Consider the following 21962-nt stretch of genomic DNA (forward strand, 5'->3'; position numbering starts at 1 on the left):
GAGTCAAACTGGTGTCTTTGTACCCGGATTTAAGCAAATGACCGATTGTTGTATATATGGAAGAGACTATACACTAGTTTTATTCACTTTTTCTTTTTTCGATGATTTCATCCATAATCTTTTTCGGTACTTCTTCATAGTCGAAGAATTCCATGTTGAACGTGCCTTTGCCCTGGGTCATGGAGCGCAGGACGGTGACGTAATCTTTCATTTCTGCCAGCGGGACCTGGGCTTTGACGACGATGATGCCCTTGCGGTTGCGATGGTGTTCCATGCCGAGGATGCGGCCGCGGCGGCTGCTGAAGTCGCCCATGACATCGCCCATGTAGTCTTCAGGGATGACGACGTCGACGTTGTAAATCGGTTCCAGGAGAATCGGCTTGGCTTCCGGTACGGCTTTCTTGAGAGCCTGGGCAGCGGCTACTTTGAAGGCCATTTCCGACGAGTCGACAGGATGATAGGAGCCATCGGTCAGGGTAACTTTGACGTTGATCATGGGGAAGCCGGCGATGAGGCCTTTTTCCAGGGTTTCGCGGACGCCTTTTTCAACGGCCGGGATGTACTGTTTCGGTACGGCACCGCCAAAGATCTTATCGACGAATTCAAAGGGTTCGCCTGTCGTCAGTGGTTCGATGTCCAGGAAGACATGACCGAACTGGCCGTGGCCGCCACTCTGTTTCTTGTGTTTGCCTTCGGCTGTCGCCTTGCTCTTGATGGTTTCGCGATACGGGATATAGACGTCTTCCTGTTTGGCTTTGACACCGTATTTCCGTTCAATCTTGGTCAGGATATGGTCGAGGTGGACGTCACCCATGCAGCGGACGATGAGCTGTTTGCCTTCACTGCTCTTTTCGACCTGGCACGTCGGGTCTTCTTCGCTGACGCGCAGCAGGGCGTTCATCAGTTTTTCTTCTTCGCCCTTCTTTTCCGGAACCAGGGCTACCGTATGCAGCGGGTTCGGGAAACGGATGGGGTCATAGACGACGGGGAAATCAGGAGCCGCGAAGGTATCGCCGGTCCGGGCATTCGGTAATTTCGGCAGGACGACGATATCGCCGGCAATGGCAGCCGGGACGGGAATCTGTTCTTTACCGACCAGGGTCAGGACTTTGCCCATCTTTTCTTCTTTACCCTGTGACATGTTGTATAATTTATCCCCTTCTTTGAGTTCGCCCGAGAAAATGCGGACATAGCTCAATTTGCCGGCAAAGGGGTCGATGAGGGTCTTGAATACGAAGGCCGTGAACGGCTTGTTGGGATAGACCAGGACCGGTTCGCCTGTATTCTTATCCGTACCCATCATGACTTTCTGCGAAGCATCGGGCATGTAGGTGATGATACGGCGCAGGAGTTCGGCCGTACCGATATGGTTGATGGCGCTGCCGCACATGAGCGGGCAAACGCGGCCGGTCAGCATGCCCTGGCGCAGGCCTTTGCGCAGTTCTTCGATGGTCAGTTCGTCACCGTTGAGGTATTTTTCCAGCAATTCATCGTCGCCTTCGGCAGCGGCTTCCATGCACATTTCGCGGACTTCGCGGGCTTTGGCCATGTATTCTGGCGGGACCTTGATTTCCGTGCATTCACCATTATTCCATTCCCAGGCTACCATCTTGCAGACGTCGATGATGCCGCGGAAATCCGTGCCTTCACCGATAGGGATCTGGAGCGGCATGATCGATTTGCCGAAGACAGCGCGCAATTTTTCCAGGCAGCCGAAGAAGTCAGCATGTTCGGCATCCATCTTGTTAACGTAGACCATGCGCGGCAATTTCAATTCGACGCCGTAGTCCCAGGCCCGTTCCGTATCCATTTCGACGCCCGATTCGGCCGAAACGACGAGCAGGATGCCGTCACTGGCACGCAAGGCCGCGCGGACTTCGCCGCAGAATTCGGAATACCCCGGCGTATCGAGGAAGTTCAGCTTATAGCCTTCCCATTCGCAGGGCGCAATCCCGAGCTGGATGGTGACATTTCTCTTAATTTCTTCCGGTTCATAGTCCATAATATGCTTGTTGTCTTTGCCGACGCCAACGGCATCGACAGCACCGCAGGCAAGCAGCAGGGATTCAACAACAGCCGTTTTGCCGGCGCCATCATGCGAAAGTACAGCAACGTTGCGAATTTTATCACTTGTGTATTCTTTCATAAAACAATCGCCTCCTATGGAATCTCAGTTAATATTATATATTCGAGATGAAGGGGGCAGATTCCTTTTTTAAGTTGCATTTTTCTGAAAAGAATTATGATTTTTTGTGGGACAGTGTGAAGCTCTTTCTTTATACAGCCAACAGGCCCTAACCAGCAAAAAGGGACCGTCGCATGATGGCAGAAACCTTCATGCGACGGTCCCATAACATATCACCCCATGCATTGTGTAGAAGAGGTCAGGAGGAAGGGGCGATAGTGTCAGCTAAAGCAGCGGCTAGTTGTTCCAGTTCCTGCGCTTTATCGGCATGCATGGCCGAGGCCAGCGTCAGGCGTTCGTTGAGGACCGTCATGTCTTTCAAATTCTTGTCGATGAAGTCCTGCATCAGATCGCCGGATTTAACGGCCCAAGAACCGTTTTCAATGATTGCAATCGTCCGTTTCTGGACGTGGAGGCCCTTCATATGTTCCAAGAAATCGAGCATAACGGGATAGATACCCAGGTTGTAAGTGACCGAAGCCAGGACGAGATGGGAATATTTAAAAGTCTCGGCAATGAGTTCAGAAACATGGGTATTCGAGACGTCGCAGAGGCGTACTTCCGTGATGCCTTTTTCGCAGAGACGAGCAGCCAAGTTTTGGGCAGCTGCCTCTGTATTGCCATACATCGAAGCATAGGCGATGAGGACGCCTTTCGTCTCCGGTTCATATGTGCTCCAATGTTGATACTTATCCAGCAGATAGGCAAAGTCCTTCCGCCATACGGGCCCGTGAAGCGGGCAGATATACTTAATTTTATCCAGGACTTTTGCGGCTTTCCCTAGCAAGAGCTGGACGTGGGGGCCGTATTTGCCAACGATATTCGTATAATAACGGCGGGCTTCATCAATCCAGTCCCTGTCAAAATTGACTTCATCAGCAAAAAGCTTGCCGTCGAGCGCGATGAAGGAACCGAAAGCATCGGCCGAATAGAGAACGCCGTTGGTCAGGTCCAACGTCACCATCGCTTCCGGCCAATGGACCATCGGGGCTTCGACATAGGTAACGGTATGCTTGCCGAAACAGGTCGTATCCCCTTCTTTGACTTCAATCAATTCCTGTTTATCAATGGAAAAACCAAACTGCCGCATGAGCATGAAGGATTTTTCAGTACTGATGATTTTGACCTTCGGATAGCGGAGGATGATCTCTTCCATGCTGGCACAATGGTCCGGTTCCATATGGTTGATGACCATGTAATCCAGCGTCCTTCCCTGCAGCACGTGCTCTACGTTTTCCAAGAACTGGCGGCAGCATGACCAGTCTACGGTATCGAACAAAACCGTCGCCTTGTCGAGAAGGACGTAGGCATTATAAGAAACACCTAATGGAATAGGATGGATATTTTCAAATAAATGCAGTCTGTGGTCGTTGGCTCCGACCCAGAAAACATCTTCTGTTACTTTACGAACGCAGTACATAGATTATCGTCTCCTTTCGCCGGATCATTCCTGAATAAAATGACTTTTTTCTTCGGCACATTCCGGGCATACCCAATCGTCCGGCAAGTCCGCAAACTGTGTTCCCGGTGCAATATCCGCTTCTTCATCGCCAAATTCCGGGATATATTCGTAGCCACAGCCGTTGCAGACGAAGCGTGGACCGATGGGTTCGGGTTTCGGGACGACCGGGCGTTTCATCTTAATCATCGGCGGCGCTGGTTTCTTTGCGTCCCGTCCCAATGCGTCCGCCAGCAAAGGCAGGATTTCCCGGACATCACCGACGATGCCGTAATCGCAATTCTTAAAAATCGGTGCATTGCCATTTTTATTGATGGCAACAATCGTCGAAGCTTCCTTGATGCCTTTCAAATGCTGTTTCGCCCCGGAAATCCCGCAAGCGATGTATAGATTCCCCGTGAATTTCTGTCCAGACATGCCGACATATCGATTCAAAGGCACATAGCGCAATGTTTCTGCAACCGGACGGGATGAGCCGATAGCTGCGCCTGCCGCCTGCGCCAGGTCTTCGATGAGCTTCATATTTTCTTTTTTACCGATTCCCTTGCCGGCCGAGACGACGCGTTCTGCCTGGACAATCGGCGTATCTGCCGGAATACCGACTGAAAAATCATATCCATCATGGCGCAGGGCCTCTGCCAGCGCTGCCACTTTGTCTTCAGCACTGCCGTCGCGAAAAATCTGATTCTTGCGGATACCCGTAATAGGCGCCGCTTTTTTCACGGCCGAGCGGCTTTCACCGTGGCTGGCTTTTCCTAATTTTCCCAAAAGATGGGCAGCGATGACGACGCGCTGGATTTCATTCGTCCCTTCGTAAATCGTCGTAATCTTGGCATCGCGATAAGCCCGTTCAACGTCCATCCCTTTGAGGAAACCAGAACCGCCAAAGACCTGCAACGCATCGTTAGCAATTTCAACGGCTGCATCAGAAGCATACATCTTGGCCATAGCGGCTTCCATACTGTACGGCTGGTGTGCCTCTTTCAATTCGGCTGCGGAATAGACGAGGAAGCGGGAAGCACGCAGTTTCGTCGCCATATCAGCGAGTTTGAAGGAAATCCCTTGATGGACGCCGATAGGCTGGCCGAACTGGATGCGTTCTTTCGCATAATCCAACGCACTTTCATAGGCCCCCTGAGCAATGCCCAGGGCCTGCGAAGCGATGCCGATACGGCCACCGTCCAAGGTCGCCATAGCAATTTTGAAACCCTGTCCTTCCTTTCCCAACAGGTTTTCTTTCGGCACTTTGACATCATTGAAGATCAATTCTGCCGTCGACGAAGAACGGATACCGAGTTTATCATAATGGTCACCAAAGCTGAAACCGTCCCAACCTTTTTCGACGATGAAAGCAGAAATCCCTTTCGTCCCGATGTCCGGCGTCGTTACAGCAAAGACAACGTAGACATCCGCTTTCGGAGCGTTAGTGATGAAGATTTTACCGCCGTTAAGTACATAATAATCTCCTTTATCGACAGCTGTCGTTTCCGTACCCCCTGCATCGGAGCCGGCATTTTCCTCGGTCAGGCCGAAAGCGCCTAACTTTTCCCCTTTTGCCAAGGGTACTAAGTATTTCTTTTTCTGCGCTTCATTGCCAAACGCTGCAATGGGATACGTGCCCAAGGACGTATGAGCTGAGACGATGACGCCGACACCCCCGTCGACACGGGATAATTCTTCGACAGCAATCGCATAGCTCATCACATCCAGGCCGGCACCGCCGTATTCTTTCGGATAGGGCAGGCCCAGCCAGCCCTTCTTTGCCATTTCCTTGACAATATCTGCAGGAAATTCATTATTCTGATCCAAGGAAAAAGCAATTGGTTTTATTTCAGCTTCCGCAAAACGACGGATTTCCTTGCGTAATGCTTCATGTTCAGCAGTCGTTTGAAATAACATTAAGTACTCCTCCTTCCAATGATGTCCCAAAGACTTTTGGCACGCAGCCTCTGATTGATTTCTTCCTGGACGGCATGTAAGTTCAGATGAATCTTACAGATACCATGTGTACGGCGCCATTCACAGTCGTAATGACCTTGCATACAGGCCGTCACATTCGTATCGCCTTCCATGACGCAAATCAAGTCGTAGAGACTGACGTTTTTCAAATCAGCCGTAAGTTGACAGCCGCCTCCGGGGCCTCGTTCAAGCCGGACCCAACCGGCCAGTGATAATTTTTTTAAAATTTTGTAGGTAATCGCCTGAGGAACGCGTTCATTTTCTGCCAGGTCCCGGACACAGTGCCGTGTCTGGTCAGTCAAAGTCCGCAGCATCCGAAGCGCATAATCTGTTTGTTTGTTCATGAACATAACGGATTCTCCGTATTTATTAATTTTAATTTTCCGGTACGTCTGTATCATAATTCAGTGGACTAAAAAAGTCAAGAATAATGACCATGCTAAAATCTAAAGAAGAACCAGGTTAATATGCGTTTTATTTACAGCTTTCTGCTGCTTATCCTTGCAAAACCAGAAAGAAGCGCAAAAAAAAAGACTAATTCTTATCTATTATGAAAAGAATTAGTCTTTTGAACGTCCCCTTAGCGTAGCCGCCATCGTCATCTCATGAGGTTCATTTTTTTCAATACCAAAGAAACCATCAGTTCGACGCCGACAGGCAGGCAGGCTTCATCGACGGCAAAATGGGTGTTGTGCAGGGGATAGACTGTATCACCGGGCTTGGTTGCGCCGAGCCAGAAGAAGCCGCCATCGAATTTCTGGAGGTAGCCGGAAAAGTCTTCGGCCGTCATCGCCGGTTCCTCTACGTTGGCCAGTACATCTGGTCCAAAGCATTCCTGGGCGACCTTAGCAACAAAGGCTGCCTGTTGCGGAGTGTTGCGGACTGCGGCATAGCCCCGTTCATAGTCGAGATGGCTGACCGTCCCGTACATGGCATCGATGCCTTTGAGCGTATCCTGGAGATGGGCCTCGACGGCATCCTGGGCTTCTGCGTGATACGTCCGGCATGTCCCTTCGATTTCGACCGTATCGGCGACGACGTTGTAGCGCGTACCGCCGGTAATCTTGCCAAAAGTCAGGACGGCCGGATAGAGGGGATTGACGCGGCGGCTGATGATGGTCTGGGCTGCCGTCAGGAACTGAGCGGCGGCGACAATGGTGTCGACCCCTTTGTGGGGCATGGCGGCATGGCTGGCCTTACCGTTGAGGACGATGCGGATATGGTCCGAAGCGGCCATCATCGGCCCTGGCAGGACACCGATCTTGCCGCTGGGCAGGGTCGGCCAGACGTGGAGGCCGTAAACGGCATCGACCCCGTCGAGGGCACCGGAAGCCACCAGGCCTTTGGCCCCGCCGACAGGCGATTTTTCTTCGGCCGGCTGGCAGATGAAAACGACCGTACCGGGAATGTCCGCCTTCAGCTGGCTCAAAACTTCTGCCGCGCCGAGGAGGATGCTCATGTGACCGTCATGGCCGCAGGCATGCATCTTGCCGGCAAAATTAGACGCAAAGGGCAGGCCCGTTTCTTCCGTCATGGGCAGAGCATCCATGTCGGCCCGCAAGGCGATGACCGGGCCTGGCCTGCCGCCTTTGAGCGTCCCCAGGACTGCCGTCGTACCGGCGACGTGCTCCTGTACGTCGATGCCGAAAGAACGCAGCTTGGCTGCCATAAAGGCAGCCGTTTCCACTTCCTGGCCGGATAATTCCGGATTTTCATGAATGTGACGGCGCATGGCGCAAATATCAGGCACAGCCTGCTTTACTAAGTCTTTGATAGTCATTTTATCGATCATGGCAAACCCTCCCATGTGTGAATTATTATTTATTAAATATGATTAATAATACCACATAATATAAAGAAATACAACGACTCCCCCTCTCTTTTTCAAGAGCTGGCCCAGCTCCCATAAGTGCGTTATAATAAGGTTGCAATGTCACACATCATCATGTACAGAGGAGGCTTATTCATGAAAGCATTTGATACAGAAAACAGCGTCTGGGCCCGCTTCTCGCCGGAACAGCGCGGCCAGATGGAAGCCTACAGCGTCCACTACCGCCAGTTCCTGGACACGGCCCGGACCGAACGGCTGGCCAACCAGGAAATCATCCGCCAGGCTAAAAATGCCGGCTTCCAGCCGCTGACTGACTTCACCAGCCTGAAAGCCGGTGACAAGGTCTACTGGGACCAGAAAGGGAAATCGGTCATCTTGGCCGTCATCGGCTCCGAGCCCATCGAAAAAGGATTGAAAATCGTCGGTTCCCATATCGACTGCCCGCGTCTGGACGTCAAGGCCATGCCGGTCGTCGAAAAGAATAAAATCGTCTATTTCAAGACCCATTACTATGGTGGCTTGTTAAAATATCAATGGGTCTGCCTGCCATTGTCCCTGGTCGGCGTCGTCTATAAAGCCGACGGCAGCCGCGTCGATGTCTCCATCGGCGAAGACCCGGGCGATCCGGTCTTGTTCATCAACGACCTCCTGCCCCACCTGGGCAAGGACCAGGCCGCCAAAAAGCTCTCCGAAGCGATCAGCGGCGAAATGCTCATGCCGTTGGCCGGCACGAACGGCGAAGGGGAAAAGACGAAACCGGCCATCCTCTCCCTGTTAAAAGAAAAATACGGCATCGAAGAAGAAGATTTCACCAGTGCCGAACTGGAAATCATCCCGGCCGTCAAGAGCCGCGATGTCGGCCTCGACCGGTCGATGATCATGTCCCACGGCCATGACGACCGCGTCTGCTCCTATGCCAACCTGGCGGCCATCCTCGATGCCGCGCCAGGCGAAAAGACACAGGCCGCCCTCTTTGCCGATAAAGAAGAAATCGGCTCCGTCGGCAATACCGGCGTCCACTCCTCGTATTTCCCGGATTTCATCGCCGAACTGCTGTCCCTCCAGGGCCATGACGAAGAAATCTGGCTGCGCCGGACCCTGCGTAACAGTGAAGTCCTGTCGGCTGACGTCTGCGCTGCCTTCGACCCGGTCTTTGCCGATGCCTATGAAGAACAGAATTCGGCCAAGCTCGGCTACGGCATCTGCCTGTGCAAATACACCGGAGCCCGCGGCAAGGCCGGCAGCAACGATGCCAATGCGGAATTCATGGCCAAGATCCGCCGCATCTTCAACGAAAAAGAAGTTCCCTGGCAGGTCGGAGAACTGGGCAAGGTCGACCAGGGCGGCGGCGGTACCATCGCCTACATCATGGCCGACTGGGGCTGCGACGTCGTCGACTGCGGCGTAGCCATGCACAGCATGCACGCTCCCCTGGAAATCGTCGCCAAAGCCGACGCCTACAGCGGCTACCTGGCCTATAAAGCATTCTTTGAAAGTAAGTGATGAAAAAGGCGCTGTCTTCCTGCGACAGCGCCTTTTTTAGGGGTTAGGGGTTAGGGGTTAGGGGTTAGGGGTTAGGGGTTAGGGGTTAGGGGTTAGGGGTTAGGGGTTAGGGGTTAGTGGGATGGTATGAGCCTTCGTGCGATAGTCCCTTTTTTCTGTAGGGGTCGCCACGTGGGCGACCCCCGAGTATTTGAATCGTTCTCTTAGCAAACTAGCCGGGAAATCGTACATATCCTGACGCGGGCTCGCCACGTGCGAGCCCCTACATCGTCATTCATAAACAGAGACCGTGCCTAATGGTATCCGCTTTCCCGGAGCCCTTTGATAGTTTGGTAAAGGCCGTACATGTAAAGGGCGACGGCGGTCCAGGCGAAGCAGAAGGTCAGGCGCAGGGGCGGTGTGATGGTTTCGCCGCTCAAGAGGCCGATGACCAGGGTGATGCTCGGCGAGAGGTACATGAGCATGCCGCCAGTCGTAATGGGGACGCCTTTGACGCCGGCTGAAAAGAGCATCATCGGAATGGCCGTGACGACGCCTGTCGCCGGCAGGAGCAGCCATTGCCAGCCCTGGAAGGTCCCGACAGCTCCCATGCCGTGATATTCGCTGAAGGCAATGAACAGCAGGGACAGGGGTACCATGGAAAAGGATTCGATGAAGACCGAAACCTGGCTGTCCAGGCGGACTTTCTTTTTCAGCATGCTGTACGTCGCCCAGGTCAGGCAGATGAGGAACGATAGCCAGGGGACGACGCCGTACAGGCAGAAGGCCAGAACCAGGCCGGTAGCGGCGACGACGACGGACAGTTTCTGGACCGGCCGCAGCCGTTCATGGAAGATCAGTCCGCCAAAGAAGACGAGGACGATAGGATTGATGAAATAGGCCAGGCTGGCCTGGAGGATGAATCCCTGTGTCGTTGCGTAAATATAAGACCCCCAGTTCAAAGTGATGAAGATACAGGCCCCGGCAATATACGGCCATTGCCAGCGCTCCTGTCGGACCCCTTTCAGGTCGGGCAGGAGCTTTTTCTGCAATATCAGTAAAAAACAGAAGACCGAGGCCCAGATAATCCGCGAGGCCAGGGTGTACAGCGGCGGCAGCTGCCGCAATAGCAGCCAGAAAGCCGGCAGTACGCCCCAGATGGCCTGACTCAAAATGAAATAGATATAACAGATTTTGCTCCCGTCCATAAGACATCTCCTTTACCTCACTCATTGTTCCTACTATCATGCAATAAGTAGTTGCGTTTGTCAATAACGAGGGCGATGTCCCTGGCGGGAGCGCTGTTAGTCTTCTTCGATATGATGGGAGCCGTATTTTTTGAGTACCAGTTCGGTCAAATACTGGGCCGTCGCTTCGACGCCGAGGAAGCTGCTGTTGATGAGCAGGTCCGTATGGTGGAAATCGCCTGGCAGATAGCCTGCGTAGCGAACCTGATAAGCATCGCGGGCCCGGTCGACGTTGCGTATCATTTCCTTGGCCGTCCGTTCGTCCATTTTGAGCCGTTCGACGCAGTTTTTGAGCCGTTCTTTATACGGCGCATAGATAAAGATGCGCAGCAAATGCTTAGAACATTTCAAGATGGAATCCGAGCAGCGTCCGACGATGATGCAGGACTTGGCATCGGCCAGGTCCAGGATGATTTTCTTTTCGACCTGGAAGAGTTCATCCTGTTTCCGCGATTCATCGTGCCCCAAGGGGAAACACATGCGCCAGAAGCGGTTCGGCTTGGCCGATTCTTCCAAATCACTGGCCATGGACAGCGACATGTTCATCCGTTTCGCTGCCGCTTCAATGAGGTCACGGTCATAAAACTCGACGTTCAAGGCTTCTGCCATTTCTTTGGCAATGGGCCGGCCCATGCTGCCGAACTGGCGATTGATGGTAATGATGAATTTTTCCATGCCACTCCCTCCTTATGACAAGAAACGGCTCAGGAAATTGCGCGCCCGTTCCGTCTTGGGGTGGCTGAAGAACTCAGCCGGCGTCGTATCTTCCTGGACGATGCTGTCGGCCATGAAGACGATACGGTCCGATACGTCACGGGCAAAGGCCATTTCATGAGTCACGATGACCATAGACATACCATTGTGGGCCAGGTCGCGCATGACGTCGAGGACGCCGCCGACGAGTTCCGGATCCAGGGCCGACGTCGGTTCATCAAAGAGGATCATCTTAGGATTCATGGCCAGGGCACGGGCAATGGCGACGCGCTGCTGCTGGCCGCCGGAGAGCATATCCGGCATCTTTTCGGCCTTGTCGGCCATATCGACTTTTTTCAGCATTTCCATGGCAATGTCATGGGCGTCGGCTTTCTTCATGTGCTTGACACTCTGCAGGGCCAGCATGACGTTGCCGACGACGTTGCGCAGGGGAAAGAGGTTGAAATGCTGGAAAACCATGGTCACTTCTTCGCGCATCTTGCGGATATCATAGCCAGGCTGGAGGATGCTCTGGCCGTTGTATTTGATGTCGCCGCCTGTCGGCGATTCCAGCAGGTTCAGGCAGCGCAGGAAGGTACTCTTGCCGGCTCCGGACGGTCCCAGGATACACGTGACTTCATCGTCTAGGGACAGGCTGATATCGTTCAGGACCAGGTTATCACCATACTGTTTCTTCAAATGTTCAATTCTCATCATTTTACATCAGCTCCCATCTTCTGTTCACAGACATTGACGGCTACGGTCAGCAGCGAAATCAAGACTAAGTAGAACACGGCCAGGACCGTATAGCTTTCGACGAATTCAAAGTTCGACGAAGCATACTGGCCTGCCTGATAGGTCATTTCGGCGACGCCGATGACAGTCAGGATGGACGTATCCTTTACGGTAATGATGAACTGGTTGCCCAGTGCCGGCAGCATGGTCCGAAAAGCCATGGGCAAGATGAGCTTCATGACAATCTGGAACTTCGTCATCCCCAGGGACATGCCGGCTTCCCACTGGCCTTTCGGCACTTCCAGGATGGCACCGCGGACGATTTCCGAGATGTACGCCCCGGCATTTAGGGACACGCAGAGGATACCTGCCGCTTCATGAGATAAATGGAGGCCAAAGAGTTTCGGCATGACGAAATAGATGTACAAGGCCTGGACCAGGATTGGCGTACTGCGGATGATCCAGACGTAGAAAGCGCTGATGCTCTTGAGGATACGTATATTGCGGGCCCGGGAAAAACCCGTAACCAGCCCGATGAAATAGCCGATGACGATACTCGTCACGGAAATGACGACGGTCCAGAACAGGCCGCTCGTAACGACACCGACGATGATATCCAAGTGTTCCCAGTTAAACATAAGATTCCCCCCTTATAGCAAGAAGTCCGGCAAAAGTACGACTCTTGCCGGGCCACTGCTGACTGGCTGATGTGTTAGACGTTCAGCCACTTATCTTCCAGTTTCTTGATCGTCCCGTCTTCCTGCAATTCTTTCAGGGCCTTGTCGAATTCAGCTTTATACGGGCTGTCTTTCGGCAGGGCGAAGCCATCGGGTATCTTGGCCGTTTCATCGCCTAAGAGGGTCAGGCCGCTGTCGGGATGTTTCTTCAAATAATAGACGGCATTCGGTTTATCCTGCATGAGGGCGTCGGCTTTGCCCTGTTCGACTTCCATAAAGGCCGCGGAAATAGCCGGGAAGACGACGATTTCTGAATCCTTGCAATGTTCCGTGACGTACTTATGGGCAGCCGTCCCTTTTTCAACGGCAATCTTCTTGCCTTTCAACTGATCGACTGACGTGATGTTTTCATCCTTGCGGACGACGAACTGCAGGCCGGCGTTTTCATAGGGTTCGGTAAAGTCCATCTTCTTCTTGCGGTCTTCCGTAATGCAGACCTGGCCCATGCCGATATCGTATTCGCCATTGGCGACGGCCATGAACATGTTGTCATATTCCGTCGGCGTGACCTTGTAGGTGAAGCCCAGTTTCTTGGACATGGCATCGAGCAGGTCCAGATCGAAGCCGACGAGGTTGCTGTTTTCATCTTTGAAAGCAAAGGGCGCATAGATCCCAGTCGCTACTTTCAATTCTTTCCCCTTCAGGCTGGCCTTATCGCTGCTGCCGCTTCCCCCGCCGCAGCCAGCTAAGACGGATATGGATACGACGGCGCTCAGGCCGGCTAAGATCGCTTTTTTTACCTTACTGTTCATCATCATAATCAGGCACCCCTCTTCACATGTATGACTAGAATCTATCATTCAGGTCTTATGACCGGAACTGTCTATTCAGGCTTGAATCTGGAAACCGTGACGGAACGGGTCCGTCTCATCGAGGACCAGGCAGTTGATGCCGGTAATATAGGCACTGCCCGTAATCTGCGGAATCGCCGCGGCCATGCCGCCGACGTTGGCATCATCTACGATACGGGCTTTGAACAAGGTCCCCATGATACTTTCATAAACGAAAAGTTCATTTTTCTTCAATTTCCCCCGCAAGTACAACGACGCCACCTTGGCGCTGGTACCGGTCCCGCAGGGGCTGCGGTCGATCTGGTAGTTGCCGAAGACGACGGCATTCTTCATGGTCGCTTCGGGCCGGTCGGCCTGGCCGTAAAATTCGACTAAATCGACGCTGTGGATGTCCAGTTCGGGATGGGCCACGACTTCCTGGTCGTTGACGGCCCGGAGGATGTTCATTCCCGTGTCGATAATCGTCCGGATATTGTCCGGCTCTAAGCGCATCCCCAGGGCATCGGCATCGACGAGGGCGAAGAAGCTGCCGCCAAAGGCGATGTCCAGTGCAACGTGGCCTAAGCCATCGACGGAAACCGTGACCCCTGTCCGGTATAAGAAACAGGGCACGTTGGTAATGGTCACTTCCACGGCCCGGCCTTCTTCGACTTTGACGTGGGCCCTGATGAGGCCTGACGGCGCATCGAGGCAGATGTCCGTATAGGGTTCGTGGACGGGTATCATCTGTTCATTGACCAGCACCGTCGCCACGCCGATGGATCCGTGGCCGCACATGTTCAGGTATCCGCCGCTGTCCATGAAGACGACACCGACGTCGGCTTCTTCGTGGACCGGCGTCATGAGGATGGCTCCGAACATATTCGTATGGCCCCGCGGTTCCAGTAAGATGGCCTTGCGATAGGCATCATAGTGCTTGGCGATGTACTGCTTCTTTTCCATCATCGTCCTGCCTGGCGCATGAGGAAATCCATTGACGACGATGCGCGTCGGTTCACCCATGGTATGCGAATCGATGACCAGGAATTTTTCTTCGCCCTTCAGTTTTTCCATCAGGCGTTCCTGATTAGCATGCCACATCGAATCTCCCCTTTCACTCCTTAAAACGAGCAACGGCGTTTATCTGTTATGGAGATAAACGCCGTTGTTTATTTTAATTTTTATTCTTATTTATTTAATATTTTTAAGAACATATTTATTATACTATTATTTTTATATGCGTGCAACGTTTAACTTTATTACATTTTTATTACGCGTCGTTGTTACACATTGTGACGGTATTCATAGGGGAGGACTTTCAGGCCATTATAGCTCGGGCAGTCGCGGACCCATTCCAGGGATTCCTTGAGGATGGCCGTCTGCATGGGGATATTATTCGGTTCGCCGGCATTGGAGCCAATGGGGACATGCGGCGCCGTAATGCGCGGAGCCCCTTGCTGGCGGGCAATGGGCGGCAGGGCGGCGATGACACAACAGCTCATGCCTTCGGCTTCACAGCAGCGGGTAACGATGGTAGCCGAACGATGGCAGGTCCCGCAGCCGCCGGTGCAGAGGACGATGTCGACGCCCTGGGCTTTGAGCTTCTTGGCGATTTCCGGGCCCGTTTCATTGCGGAATTTTTCGACGTTGCCGCCGCCGCCCATGAAGGTATACGTTTCTTCCGGCAAGGATCCGATGAAGCCTTCTTTAACCAGTTCGTGCAGGCGGTCGATGGGGAACATGGCGTTGACGTCTTTGTTGATATCGGAGTTATCGAAGCCGCCGTGAGTAACCATCAGGTTCGACGATGGCGTATCGAAGGGGATGACACGATAGGTAAAATCCCCGGACGTATTGAATGGTGTCTGGTCTTTTTTATGGATGCCGCCAGCGGTAATAAAGGCGACTTTACATTCATTCAGTGGTTTCTTTAATTCAGTAAATACCGGTTTCGGTGTAACGGGAACGAAGATTTCCGAACGCATCCCTTCTACAGTCGTTAAGTTCATAACTACCCCTCCTATAGTTCATCTACAGCCGCCATGGGGCTGATGTAAAATTCAGTATATTCTCCCTCTTTCAGGGCTACATCGGTAAAGACCCAGCGCCGCGGTACGGCAATGGTGGCCAGGCCGCCGAGGCATTCGGCTTTGATGGCCGTATCGTTGACTTCGCTGAGGACACCGCCGGCCAGGACCGGCGTGAATTCCCGGTCTTTTTCGAGCGGCGCATAATCGTAATCGAGCGGGGCCTCTACGATTTGCATATAGCTAAAATAGAATCGGAATTTCCGGCCTTCCCGGGGCTGGTGAAGGAACAAAGACGGTGCAGCGTGGATCACGCCCAGTCTCCCTCTCAGGTTGAGAGCCACGTCGTCAGCAGCGGCCTTGGTCACAGTCCCTTCCATGAGTACCGGGTTGAGCTGATAGTCGAGTTTGGCCATCAGTGGAGCGTCCCTTTGTCGAGGAGGACCGTTTCCGGGAGACCGAGGAGTTTATTATTGGCGTTGATGACGGCATTGTCCCATTTCTTCGGTGCCGCCGCAATGGGGACGCCGGCCATCTTATTCTTGAGCATCTGAATCGCACGGGCTGCGACTTCTTTGGTGACGCACGAGCAGCCGGCTACGTCGTTTTCAAAGCCGCCCTGATCCATATTTTCTTCGACCATGGCATCGGCATAAGGATTGCCGACGACGAGCTGGCCCTGATAAGCGCAGAAGGAAACGCCGACGACGGGGATGCCCCGCTTGCCAGCCTGGCCGATGTGCTGGATGAAGTCGATGTGGTTGTTGCCAAAGCCTTCAGTCGTGATGATGCAGCCGTCGATGTCGAGGCTTTCCAGGAGCGAGCCTAAGCGGTCGGAAACCCAAAGTTTTTCGTCATTGACCTGCGGCGAGCCGACGAAGACGACGCCGATGAGGTCCAGTTCATCATCATTGGCCAGGCCTTCGACTAAGGGTTCACGGATATAATGACGGGTCATTTCTTTCGTAGCCGGCCCGATGCAGGTCAGGGCATGGATGGAGCCGTCGCGGACCTGGTTCGGTGTCAGGACGATCGGCACGTTGCCGAGGTCGACATTCTTCTGGCCGCCCATGACGCCGCACGGTTCATTAGGGCAGAGGACGTTGTCGTGCATAGCCCCCTGGCCCATGATTTCCTTGACCAGGACGACGCGGGGATTGCCCTTGCGGCGCAGGTCTTCGCAGACTTCTTCGCGGACGACTTCGCCGTCATATTTTTTCAATTCATTGCGGACAGCCTGGATGATGTAGTCTTCACATTTATGAGCGGCAAAAGGTCCGGGGCGGGTCATGCCGGTGAGGCGCTTGATGACGGCATGGCAGCGGATGATGATGTCGCCTTCATCGGCACAGCCCGGATGGCCGAAATACATTTTTTCATCGAGGAAGCCTTCGGACGAACCGAATTCATGAATCTGGACGCCGTCTTCGTCGACGCCGGTAAGCATGAACACGACGCCGTCGGCGACTTTGGTGACCCCTTCACCGAGTTCGCCTTCGACTTTCGTCGCGATGGGCGCGACGTCCATGATGGTATCGGTATAGACGTGGCGTTTATCTGGATAAATGACATCGAGGCTCATGCTGACGCAGAGCGGATCTTCTTTGACGGCTTTTTCGACGATAGACCCGTCGATGAAGATTTTCCCGTTTTCGATGGCCGTCTTGTCGCTGATTTCGACATCGGTAATCTTGATGTGTTTCTTGATGAGCTTGCGGATAACCTTCTTTTCACCCGTCTTTTCTGTCGGCACTGCCGGCAGCGGACCGGCAGCGCCCAAGATGGTGCCGGCCGGGATATCCAGGCTCAAGCCTTCCAGTTTATCTATCTTCAAGTGAATCGTTCCCGACGGTGCGGCAGCGGCCGGTTTGGCCGGAGCGGCTTCAGCCGGTGTGTCAGCCGGAACGGCGGGTACGGACTTGGCATTGACTTTATCCAGGACTTCTTTGGTAATCGGCGTCAAGGCTTCGACATCCTGCAAGAGCGTACTGCCCAGGACTTCTTCAATGGTCAGGCCGTCGTCACTGAGTGTGAGCAGGCCGGCATCGACCATGTCGTCGAACAATGTCGGGTCTTCCAGGTCATCGGCTCCGATGACTGTCCCCTTGGCCCGGCGGCAGCAGAAAACAGCAGGATCTGTAAGGTGTTTCTGTAAGGTATCTTTCGTAATAGACATACAATCACTCCCCCTGTGTAGTATGAGTTACGCCTTGATACGGCGGATCAATTTATGATGGACTGCCCGCAGGGCTCCATCGGTACAATGGTAGACCGGCAGATGCAGCTGCGGCGCACAGGCCATGACCGTGTTGGTGCAGTCTGTGCAGTTACTGATGAGCAGGGCCTGGGCCCCTTCTTTCTTCAGCGTCATGACCCGCTGGACCTGTCCCGGACAGTGGCCGGGATTGTCGCATTTGCGGACGCCAGGCTTGACTTCATGGGCCTGCTTGCAAAAGGCTACGCCGGCTACGGCCGACCCCATCGAGGCCGCCATTTCCCGAAGCCGTTTCTCATCGGCACCGCAGGCACAGACGAGAAGTCCGATTTTTTCTGGTCCTGGCAGGAACGTTTCCGTGGCGATGATGCCGCCCGTCGTCTTGACGATAGGCGCATCCAGCGTCGTCCGCTTGCCCATGAACGGGCCACCCATGATGAGCTCGCCATATTCTTTACCCAGGCCGCCGGCCTTCTCCAGGACGTCGCTGACGGCCATGCCCAAGGGCAAATCGTGGAAAACCTGGACTTCCGGGCCGTTCAGCTTGCCAGCTACGGTCACGTCTTTATCGATGAGCGGTTTCTTGTCATCGACGGCTTCGGCGATACGCTGGAGCGTTTCCACATTGATGATGACGGCGCCGGCTTTCGACGGCAGGCTGCCCGCATCGAGGAGCGTCCCCAGGACTTCCCGGACGACGGCCCGTTCTTCACCGACAGGATAGACATTGGGCAAAAAGTGAAGGCCTAGGCGGTCATCATCGGCGATGACCTGCTGCAAAGCCCGGACGGCGCTGCCGTGGATGGCCTTGATGGCGATGACGCCTTTATCGGCATGGACGAGGTCCATCGCCAGCCGCAGCCCTCGTATCATCGGTCGGCAGTCCTTTTCCAGGGCGTCTATATTATGGTTCAGAATGGGTTCACACTCTGAAGCATTGGCAATGACGACGCCGCCATTCAAAAAGGGAACGGCCAGCTTCTGATACGTCGGGAAACCGGCACCGCCTAAACCGACGATACCGGCCTGACGGATACATTCCAGTGGAGTCTGTGCCGTAAGGGGCACGTACTCTTTGGGCTGGACGTCGTCAGCTCGAACGATGACGGCATCATCCGTCACTTCCCGGACCGTCCCGGATACACTCGTATAAACAGGACTGCCCAATCCATCCCCGGCCGCAGCCAGGCATTGGCCACGCCGTACCCGGTCCCCAGCCTTTACCATCGGTACTGCGGGAGCTCCGATGTGCTGCGAAAAGGGAAAAACAAAGGGTCTCACGTCCGTCCACCTCCTAAGCTCATGATGTTTAGATTCTTGCTCCGCTTGATGTCCTCAAGCATGGCCTTAGTATAGTCTCCGGACAGGTTGAAAAAAACAGGAAAACTTGAAATTTTCATGAATTCACCTTATTCACCTTATTTTTTATTAAGCCATTCTGTGTTAAAATAAAGAAAATAGCCGTCTGCGGGGAAATCACAAGGGACGGCTGCCAGATAGAGGGGGAATGATGCATGATCGTAGAAACCTACCCGATTGCATTGAAGAAATTCATGAAATTCACGAAAATGAAGTCCGTGACCCTGGCCGAATACATCGGTTACGATGTATCGTATATCAGCAAATGGATCAACGGGGCCAAGCTACCGTCATCACGGGCTATCGAACGCGTCAACGAAGATGCGGCTGCACTCTTTGCCGAAACGATTGAAAAACTCGATCGCCGCGAAGACTGCTGCCGCTATTTTGCTTTTCCCGACAACACGGAAGACCTGGCCTTTGCCATCAGCGACTACCTGAGCCGGGCTTACCGCACGTCGCTCCAGAGCGGGCGCACGGAAAAGGCTAAAAAGTCCTGGCCTGTCCGCATCGTCACGAGCCATCAGAAAGTGGCCCACTTTTTAAAAGATTTATTCCGAAAAAAACTCCCGACCCTGACGGGCAAGGAGGAATTGGTCATCTATGGAGAATTCTTCGATTTTTATGACGATGGCTTCTGGTCCTATCTCGACGTACCGGCCAACTACAAGCGGCTGCGCATCCGCGTCGGCCTGGACAAGGAAAAATTGCGCCGCCATCCCGAATACGTCCCGCGGCTCTATGCCGTCCTCAACCGCTTCATGGACGCGGAATTCACCTTTTACGATTTCTCCGCCCTGAGCGACGCCAACCTCATCATCCTCAAGGACCAGTTCGCCATCTCCTACTCGCTCCAGAGCCATCGCGGCATGATGATGTGTTCTTATATGGATGACCCGGCCGTCGTCCACGACATCTACGAGCGCTTCGGCGTCCACCACACGCCAAAGCTCCTGACCCACATCCAGAGTCCCTGGAACGACGACTATGGCTACCGCACGTCCTTTTATGAAACGTCGCGGTTCTGCTTCTTCCTGACCAACGGCATCGAATACCTCCTGCCTCAGGAAGTCTTCGACCGGCTCATCACTGAATCGCCGGCAGAACGGGCCGGCAATATCGAGCGCCTGCGCATCACCTGGGAAGAAATCATCGCCAAAGCCCGCGTATCCATCATCGTGCCGACACCGTCCTTCATGCGCTATCTGGAAACGGGCCACATCGACCTGACCGACGTCCAATACACGCTGACGCCAGGGGAACGGATCGACCATCTGAAGGCCATAGCCCGGACCTTGAACAAAAGCCAGGGCATCACCTTATCGACGATGCATCTGTCGCCGGCCTTCCTGGCCTATAAAGAGGCGAACTTGTCGTTCTACTCGAACTACCGCATGAGCTTCTTCAAAAAGAACACCCTGGCCATGAACAGCCAGACCGACCCATTCTACATCATCGTCGATAAGGAATTGGACGCCATGGTCCTGGACTTTTTCGATAAGATGACGAAATCGGCTTACTGCCACGCCTGCAGCGGCCAGGAACTGGAAGAAAAAATCAAGATTTACCAGGACATGCTGGAAAAAATCACCAGTTTGGCCGGGGCATAGAAAAAGAGGCTGTCGCATTAAGACAGCCTCTTTTTACGTTGATCGTAGGTCGTTCATCGTTTGTTGTATGAGATTAAAAATATCAATCCATCGCGATGAACGATGAACTATGAACGAAAAACTTTTAAGTTTAAGGGGCCTAGCATGAAAGCAAAAGCCTTCGTGCGACAGCCCCCTTTTAAGTGGTTAGCTGTAGGGGTCGCCACGTGGGCGACCCGCCGGGGATTCGGTAACTATCCTGGGCGGGCTTGCCACGTGCAAGCCCCTACAGACTACAAACTATTATTTACATGGAAATCTTGCTGGTCTTGGTCCAGATACCCATCTTTTCTGCGTCTTTGATGAGTTCTTCACGGAAGTCCGGATGAGCGATGTTGATCAGGGCTTCGGCGCGTTCCCACGTCGATTTGCCTTTCAGCAGGGCTGTACCGTATTCAGTGACGATGTAGTGGACAGCCGAACGCGGTGTCGTGATGACCGTGCCAGCCGGGAGAGTCGGTTTGATCAGGGATTCTACATGGCCATCCTTGAATTTACGCGTCGAATGGACGCAGATGAAGCTCTTGCCGCCGTTGGATGCATAAGCGCCCTGAGCGAAGTCAAGCTGGCCGCCGGTGCCGCTGATCTGCTGATAGCCAGCCGTTTCTGCGTTGACCTGGCCATAGAGGTCGAGGTCGATGCAGCCGTTGATGGAGATGAATTTATCGATGCTGGCGACGACGCCGACGTTGTTGACGTAGCTGACCGGTGCGTTGAATACGATCTGGTTATCGTTGATGAAATCATAGAGGCGCTGTGTGCCGCCGGCAAAAGCATAGATAATCTTGCCTTTATCGCGGTTCTTGTTGCCCGTAATCTTGCCGGCTTCATAGAGGTCGACATAGGAATCAACAAGCATTTCCGTATGACCGCTCAAATCCTTAACATCCGATTCAGCCAATTTACGGCCAACAGCCGACGGGATACCGCCGATGCCGAGCTGTAACGTACTGCCGTCTTCGATCATGGGGATGATGTAATCGGCAATCTTGTCATCAACTTCTGTCCCGGCACGGTTGGGAATCTGAGGCATCGGATGGTTCGAGCCTTCGACGACATAGTCGACGTCGCAGAGGTTCAATTCCGTTTCATAGCCCAAAGCTTTCGGCATGTTCTGGTTGACTTCGAGGATAATCGTCTTCGCTGCACGAATCAAGCCGCGAAGGTCAGAAGCCTGAGGCCCGAGGTTGAAGTTGCCCCACTGGTCCATCGGATGAACCTGGATGATGAGTTTATCAATGTTTTCCCAATACTTCGGCAATTCGTTGAAGAGGATAGGAATGAACCAGCAGCGGCCAGCTTTAGACATCTTACGTTCAAACCCGTTCATATGAGCCGTTGCGAAACGGATCTGTTCGTTCGAGTCACTGTTGAGATAAGCCGCATAGGGTTCATCTTTGACGACGGTCGTAGCGACGATTTCAACGCCGTGCAATTCTTTTGCCCGTTTACCGATTTCGATGTCGATATCATACGGAGCAGCGCAGCCGAGGCCATAGGAAACGCGGTCGCCATCTTTGACGAGAGCCGCAGCCTGTTCGGCCGTAATCAATTTCTTCTTATACTCTTCAGGAATTTGTGAAAGTTTGTACATTCTAAAGTCTCCTCCTTCAT

General features: G+C 53.4%; 17 protein-coding genes and 1 pseudogene. 2 read left to right on the plus strand and 16 right to left on the minus strand.

All coding sequences use genetic code 11. The features are described from left to right. Window positions 1–79: 79 nt before the first annotated feature. The 5 genes from fusA to ACE418_RS09605 form a co-directional block, all read right to left on the minus strand. Complete coding sequence (fusA, locus tag ACE418_RS09580; RefSeq protein ID WP_416450400.1) at window positions 80–2146, minus strand: elongation factor G; 2067 nt, start codon at window positions 2144–2146, stop codon at window positions 80–82. A gap of 238 nt (window positions 2147–2384) precedes the next feature. Next, window positions 2385–3605: an FprA family A-type flavoprotein gene (locus ACE418_RS09585; RefSeq protein WP_416450401.1), complete on the minus strand. Its 1221-nt coding sequence runs from the start codon at window positions 3603–3605 to the stop codon at window positions 2385–2387. A gap of 24 nt (window positions 3606–3629) precedes the next feature. After that, complete coding sequence (locus ACE418_RS13655; protein ID WP_458575134.1) at window positions 3630–5543, minus strand: acyl-CoA dehydrogenase family protein; 1914 nt, start codon at window positions 5541–5543, stop codon at window positions 3630–3632. After that, window positions 5543–5947, minus strand: coding sequence for an RrF2 family transcriptional regulator (locus tag ACE418_RS09600; RefSeq protein WP_416450402.1), 405 nt, complete (start codon window positions 5945–5947; stop codon window positions 5543–5545). The genes ACE418_RS13655 and ACE418_RS09600 overlap by 1 nt, the downstream gene beginning before the upstream one ends. A 254-nt stretch (window positions 5948–6201) precedes the next feature. Next, window positions 6202–7395 (minus strand): M20 metallopeptidase family protein, encoded by a 1194-nt coding sequence (locus tag ACE418_RS09605; RefSeq protein ID WP_416450403.1) that lies wholly within the window; start codon window positions 7393–7395, stop codon window positions 6202–6204. 174 nt (window positions 7396–7569) lie between these two features. Here ACE418_RS09605 and ACE418_RS09610 point away from each other — a divergent pair, with 174 nt between their 5' ends. Next, window positions 7570–8937 carry an aminopeptidase gene (locus tag ACE418_RS09610; RefSeq protein ID WP_416450404.1) on the plus strand — a complete coding sequence of 456 codons (1368 nt, stop codon included), beginning with the start codon at window positions 7570–7572 and terminating at the stop codon, window positions 8935–8937. A gap of 293 nt (window positions 8938–9230) precedes the next feature. Here the strand turns inward: ACE418_RS09610 and rarD are convergent, their stop codons facing one another. From rarD to prdC, 10 genes and pseudogenes are all read right to left on the minus strand, one after another. Further along, window positions 9231–10124: an EamA family transporter RarD gene (gene rarD / locus ACE418_RS09615; RefSeq protein WP_416450405.1), complete on the minus strand. Its 894-nt coding sequence runs from the start codon at window positions 10122–10124 to the stop codon at window positions 9231–9233. Between the two features lie 96 nt (window positions 10125–10220). Beyond that, on the minus strand, window positions 10221–10838 hold the full coding sequence (locus tag ACE418_RS09620) for a cytidylate kinase-like family protein (protein ID WP_416450406.1): 618 nt from the start codon (window positions 10836–10838) through the stop codon (window positions 10221–10223). A gap of 12 nt (window positions 10839–10850) precedes the next feature. After that, on the minus strand, window positions 10851–11573 hold the full coding sequence (locus tag ACE418_RS09625; protein ID WP_014015389.1) for an amino acid ABC transporter ATP-binding protein: 723 nt from the start codon (window positions 11571–11573) through the stop codon (window positions 10851–10853). After that, window positions 11570–12229, minus strand: coding sequence for an amino acid ABC transporter permease (locus ACE418_RS09630; protein ID WP_416450407.1), 660 nt, complete (start codon window positions 12227–12229; stop codon window positions 11570–11572). Before ACE418_RS09630 ends, ACE418_RS09625 begins: the two co-directional genes overlap by 4 nt. 74 nt (window positions 12230–12303) lie before the next feature. After that, window positions 12304–13086, minus strand: a complete 783-nt coding sequence (locus ACE418_RS09635) for an ABC transporter substrate-binding protein (RefSeq protein ID WP_416450408.1) — start codon at window positions 13084–13086, stop codon at window positions 12304–12306. A 69-nt stretch (window positions 13087–13155) separates the two neighbouring features. Then, window positions 13156–14199 carry a proline racemase family protein gene (locus ACE418_RS09640; protein WP_416450409.1) on the minus strand — a complete coding sequence of 348 codons (1044 nt, stop codon included), beginning with the start codon at window positions 14197–14199 and terminating at the stop codon, window positions 13156–13158. A 182-nt stretch (window positions 14200–14381) separates the two neighbouring features. Further along, complete coding sequence (gene prdB, locus ACE418_RS09645) at window positions 14382–15107, minus strand: D-proline reductase (dithiol) protein PrdB (RefSeq protein ID WP_416450410.1); 726 nt, start codon at window positions 15105–15107, stop codon at window positions 14382–14384. Window positions 15108–15118: 11 nt separating this feature from the next. Then, on the minus strand, window positions 15119–15541 hold the full coding sequence (locus ACE418_RS09650) for a CBO2463/CBO2479 domain-containing protein (RefSeq protein ID WP_416450411.1): 423 nt from the start codon (window positions 15539–15541) through the stop codon (window positions 15119–15121). Then, window positions 15541–17301 carry a D-proline reductase (dithiol) proprotein PrdA gene (prdA, locus tag ACE418_RS09655; protein WP_416450412.1) on the minus strand — a complete coding sequence of 587 codons (1761 nt, stop codon included), beginning with the start codon at window positions 17299–17301 and terminating at the stop codon, window positions 15541–15543. Before prdA ends, ACE418_RS09650 begins: the two co-directional genes overlap by 1 nt. Before the next feature lie 27 nt (window positions 17302–17328). Further along, a pseudogene (gene prdC / locus ACE418_RS09660) lies at window positions 17329–18648 on the minus strand (proline reductase-associated electron transfer protein PrdC); the annotation flags it as partial. A gap of 206 nt (window positions 18649–18854) precedes the next feature. On the opposite strand from prdC, the gene ACE418_RS09665 reads away from it, so the two are divergent. Further along, window positions 18855–20309 (plus strand): transcriptional regulator, encoded by a 1455-nt coding sequence (locus ACE418_RS09665; protein ID WP_416450413.1) that lies wholly within the window; start codon window positions 18855–18857, stop codon window positions 20307–20309. Between the two features lie 286 nt (window positions 20310–20595). Here ACE418_RS09665 and ACE418_RS09670 read toward each other — a convergent pair whose 3' ends face one another. Then, window positions 20596–21942 carry an acetyl-CoA hydrolase/transferase family protein gene (locus ACE418_RS09670; RefSeq protein ID WP_416450414.1) on the minus strand — a complete coding sequence of 449 codons (1347 nt, stop codon included), beginning with the start codon at window positions 21940–21942 and terminating at the stop codon, window positions 20596–20598. Between the last annotated feature and the right edge of the window lie 20 nt (window positions 21943–21962).

Origin of the sequence: Megasphaera jansseni (assembly GCF_047974155.1) — a bacterium.
GTDB lineage: Bacteria > Bacillota > Negativicutes > Veillonellales > Megasphaeraceae > Megasphaera.

Bases quoted from the DNA above. Each gene is read 5' to 3' on its own strand.
- fusA (WP_416450400.1), bottom strand. From the start codon at position 2,146: ATGAAAGAATACACAAGTGATAAAATTCGCAACGTTGCTGTACTTTCG.
- ACE418_RS09585 (WP_416450401.1), bottom strand. From the start codon at position 3,605: ATGTACTGCGTTCGTAAAGTAACAGAAGATGTTTTCTGGGTCGGAGCC.
- ACE418_RS13655 (WP_458575134.1), bottom strand. From the start codon at position 5,543: ATGTTATTTCAAACGACTGCTGAACATGAAGCATTACGCAAGGAAATC.
- ACE418_RS09600 (WP_416450402.1), bottom strand. From the start codon at position 5,947: ATGAACAAACAAACAGATTATGCGCTTCGGATGCTGCGGACTTTGACT.
- ACE418_RS09605 (WP_416450403.1), bottom strand. From the start codon at position 7,395: ATGATCGATAAAATGACTATCAAAGACTTAGTAAAGCAGGCTGTGCCT.
- ACE418_RS09610 (WP_416450404.1), top strand. From the start codon at position 7,570: ATGAAAGCATTTGATACAGAAAACAGCGTCTGGGCCCGCTTCTCGCCG.
- rarD (WP_416450405.1), bottom strand. From the start codon at position 10,124: ATGGACGGGAGCAAAATCTGTTATATCTATTTCATTTTGAGTCAGGCC.
- ACE418_RS09620 (WP_416450406.1), bottom strand. From the start codon at position 10,838: ATGGAAAAATTCATCATTACCATCAATCGCCAGTTCGGCAGCATGGGC.
- ACE418_RS09625 (WP_014015389.1), bottom strand. From the start codon at position 11,573: ATGATGAGAATTGAACATTTGAAGAAACAGTATGGTGATAACCTGGTC.
- ACE418_RS09630 (WP_416450407.1), bottom strand. From the start codon at position 12,229: ATGTTTAACTGGGAACACTTGGATATCATCGTCGGTGTCGTTACGAGC.
- ACE418_RS09635 (WP_416450408.1), bottom strand. From the start codon at position 13,086: ATGATGATGAACAGTAAGGTAAAAAAAGCGATCTTAGCCGGCCTGAGC.
- ACE418_RS09640 (WP_416450409.1), bottom strand. From the start codon at position 14,199: ATGTGGCATGCTAATCAGGAACGCCTGATGGAAAAACTGAAGGGCGAA.
- prdB (WP_416450410.1), bottom strand. From the start codon at position 15,107: ATGAACTTAACGACTGTAGAAGGGATGCGTTCGGAAATCTTCGTTCCC.
- ACE418_RS09650 (WP_416450411.1), bottom strand. From the start codon at position 15,541: ATGGCCAAACTCGACTATCAGCTCAACCCGGTACTCATGGAAGGGACT.
- prdA (WP_416450412.1), bottom strand. From the start codon at position 17,301: ATGTCTATTACGAAAGATACCTTACAGAAACACCTTACAGATCCTGCT.
- ACE418_RS09665 (WP_416450413.1), top strand. From the start codon at position 18,855: ATGATCGTAGAAACCTACCCGATTGCATTGAAGAAATTCATGAAATTC.
- ACE418_RS09670 (WP_416450414.1), bottom strand. From the start codon at position 21,942: ATGTACAAACTTTCACAAATTCCTGAAGAGTATAAGAAGAAATTGATT.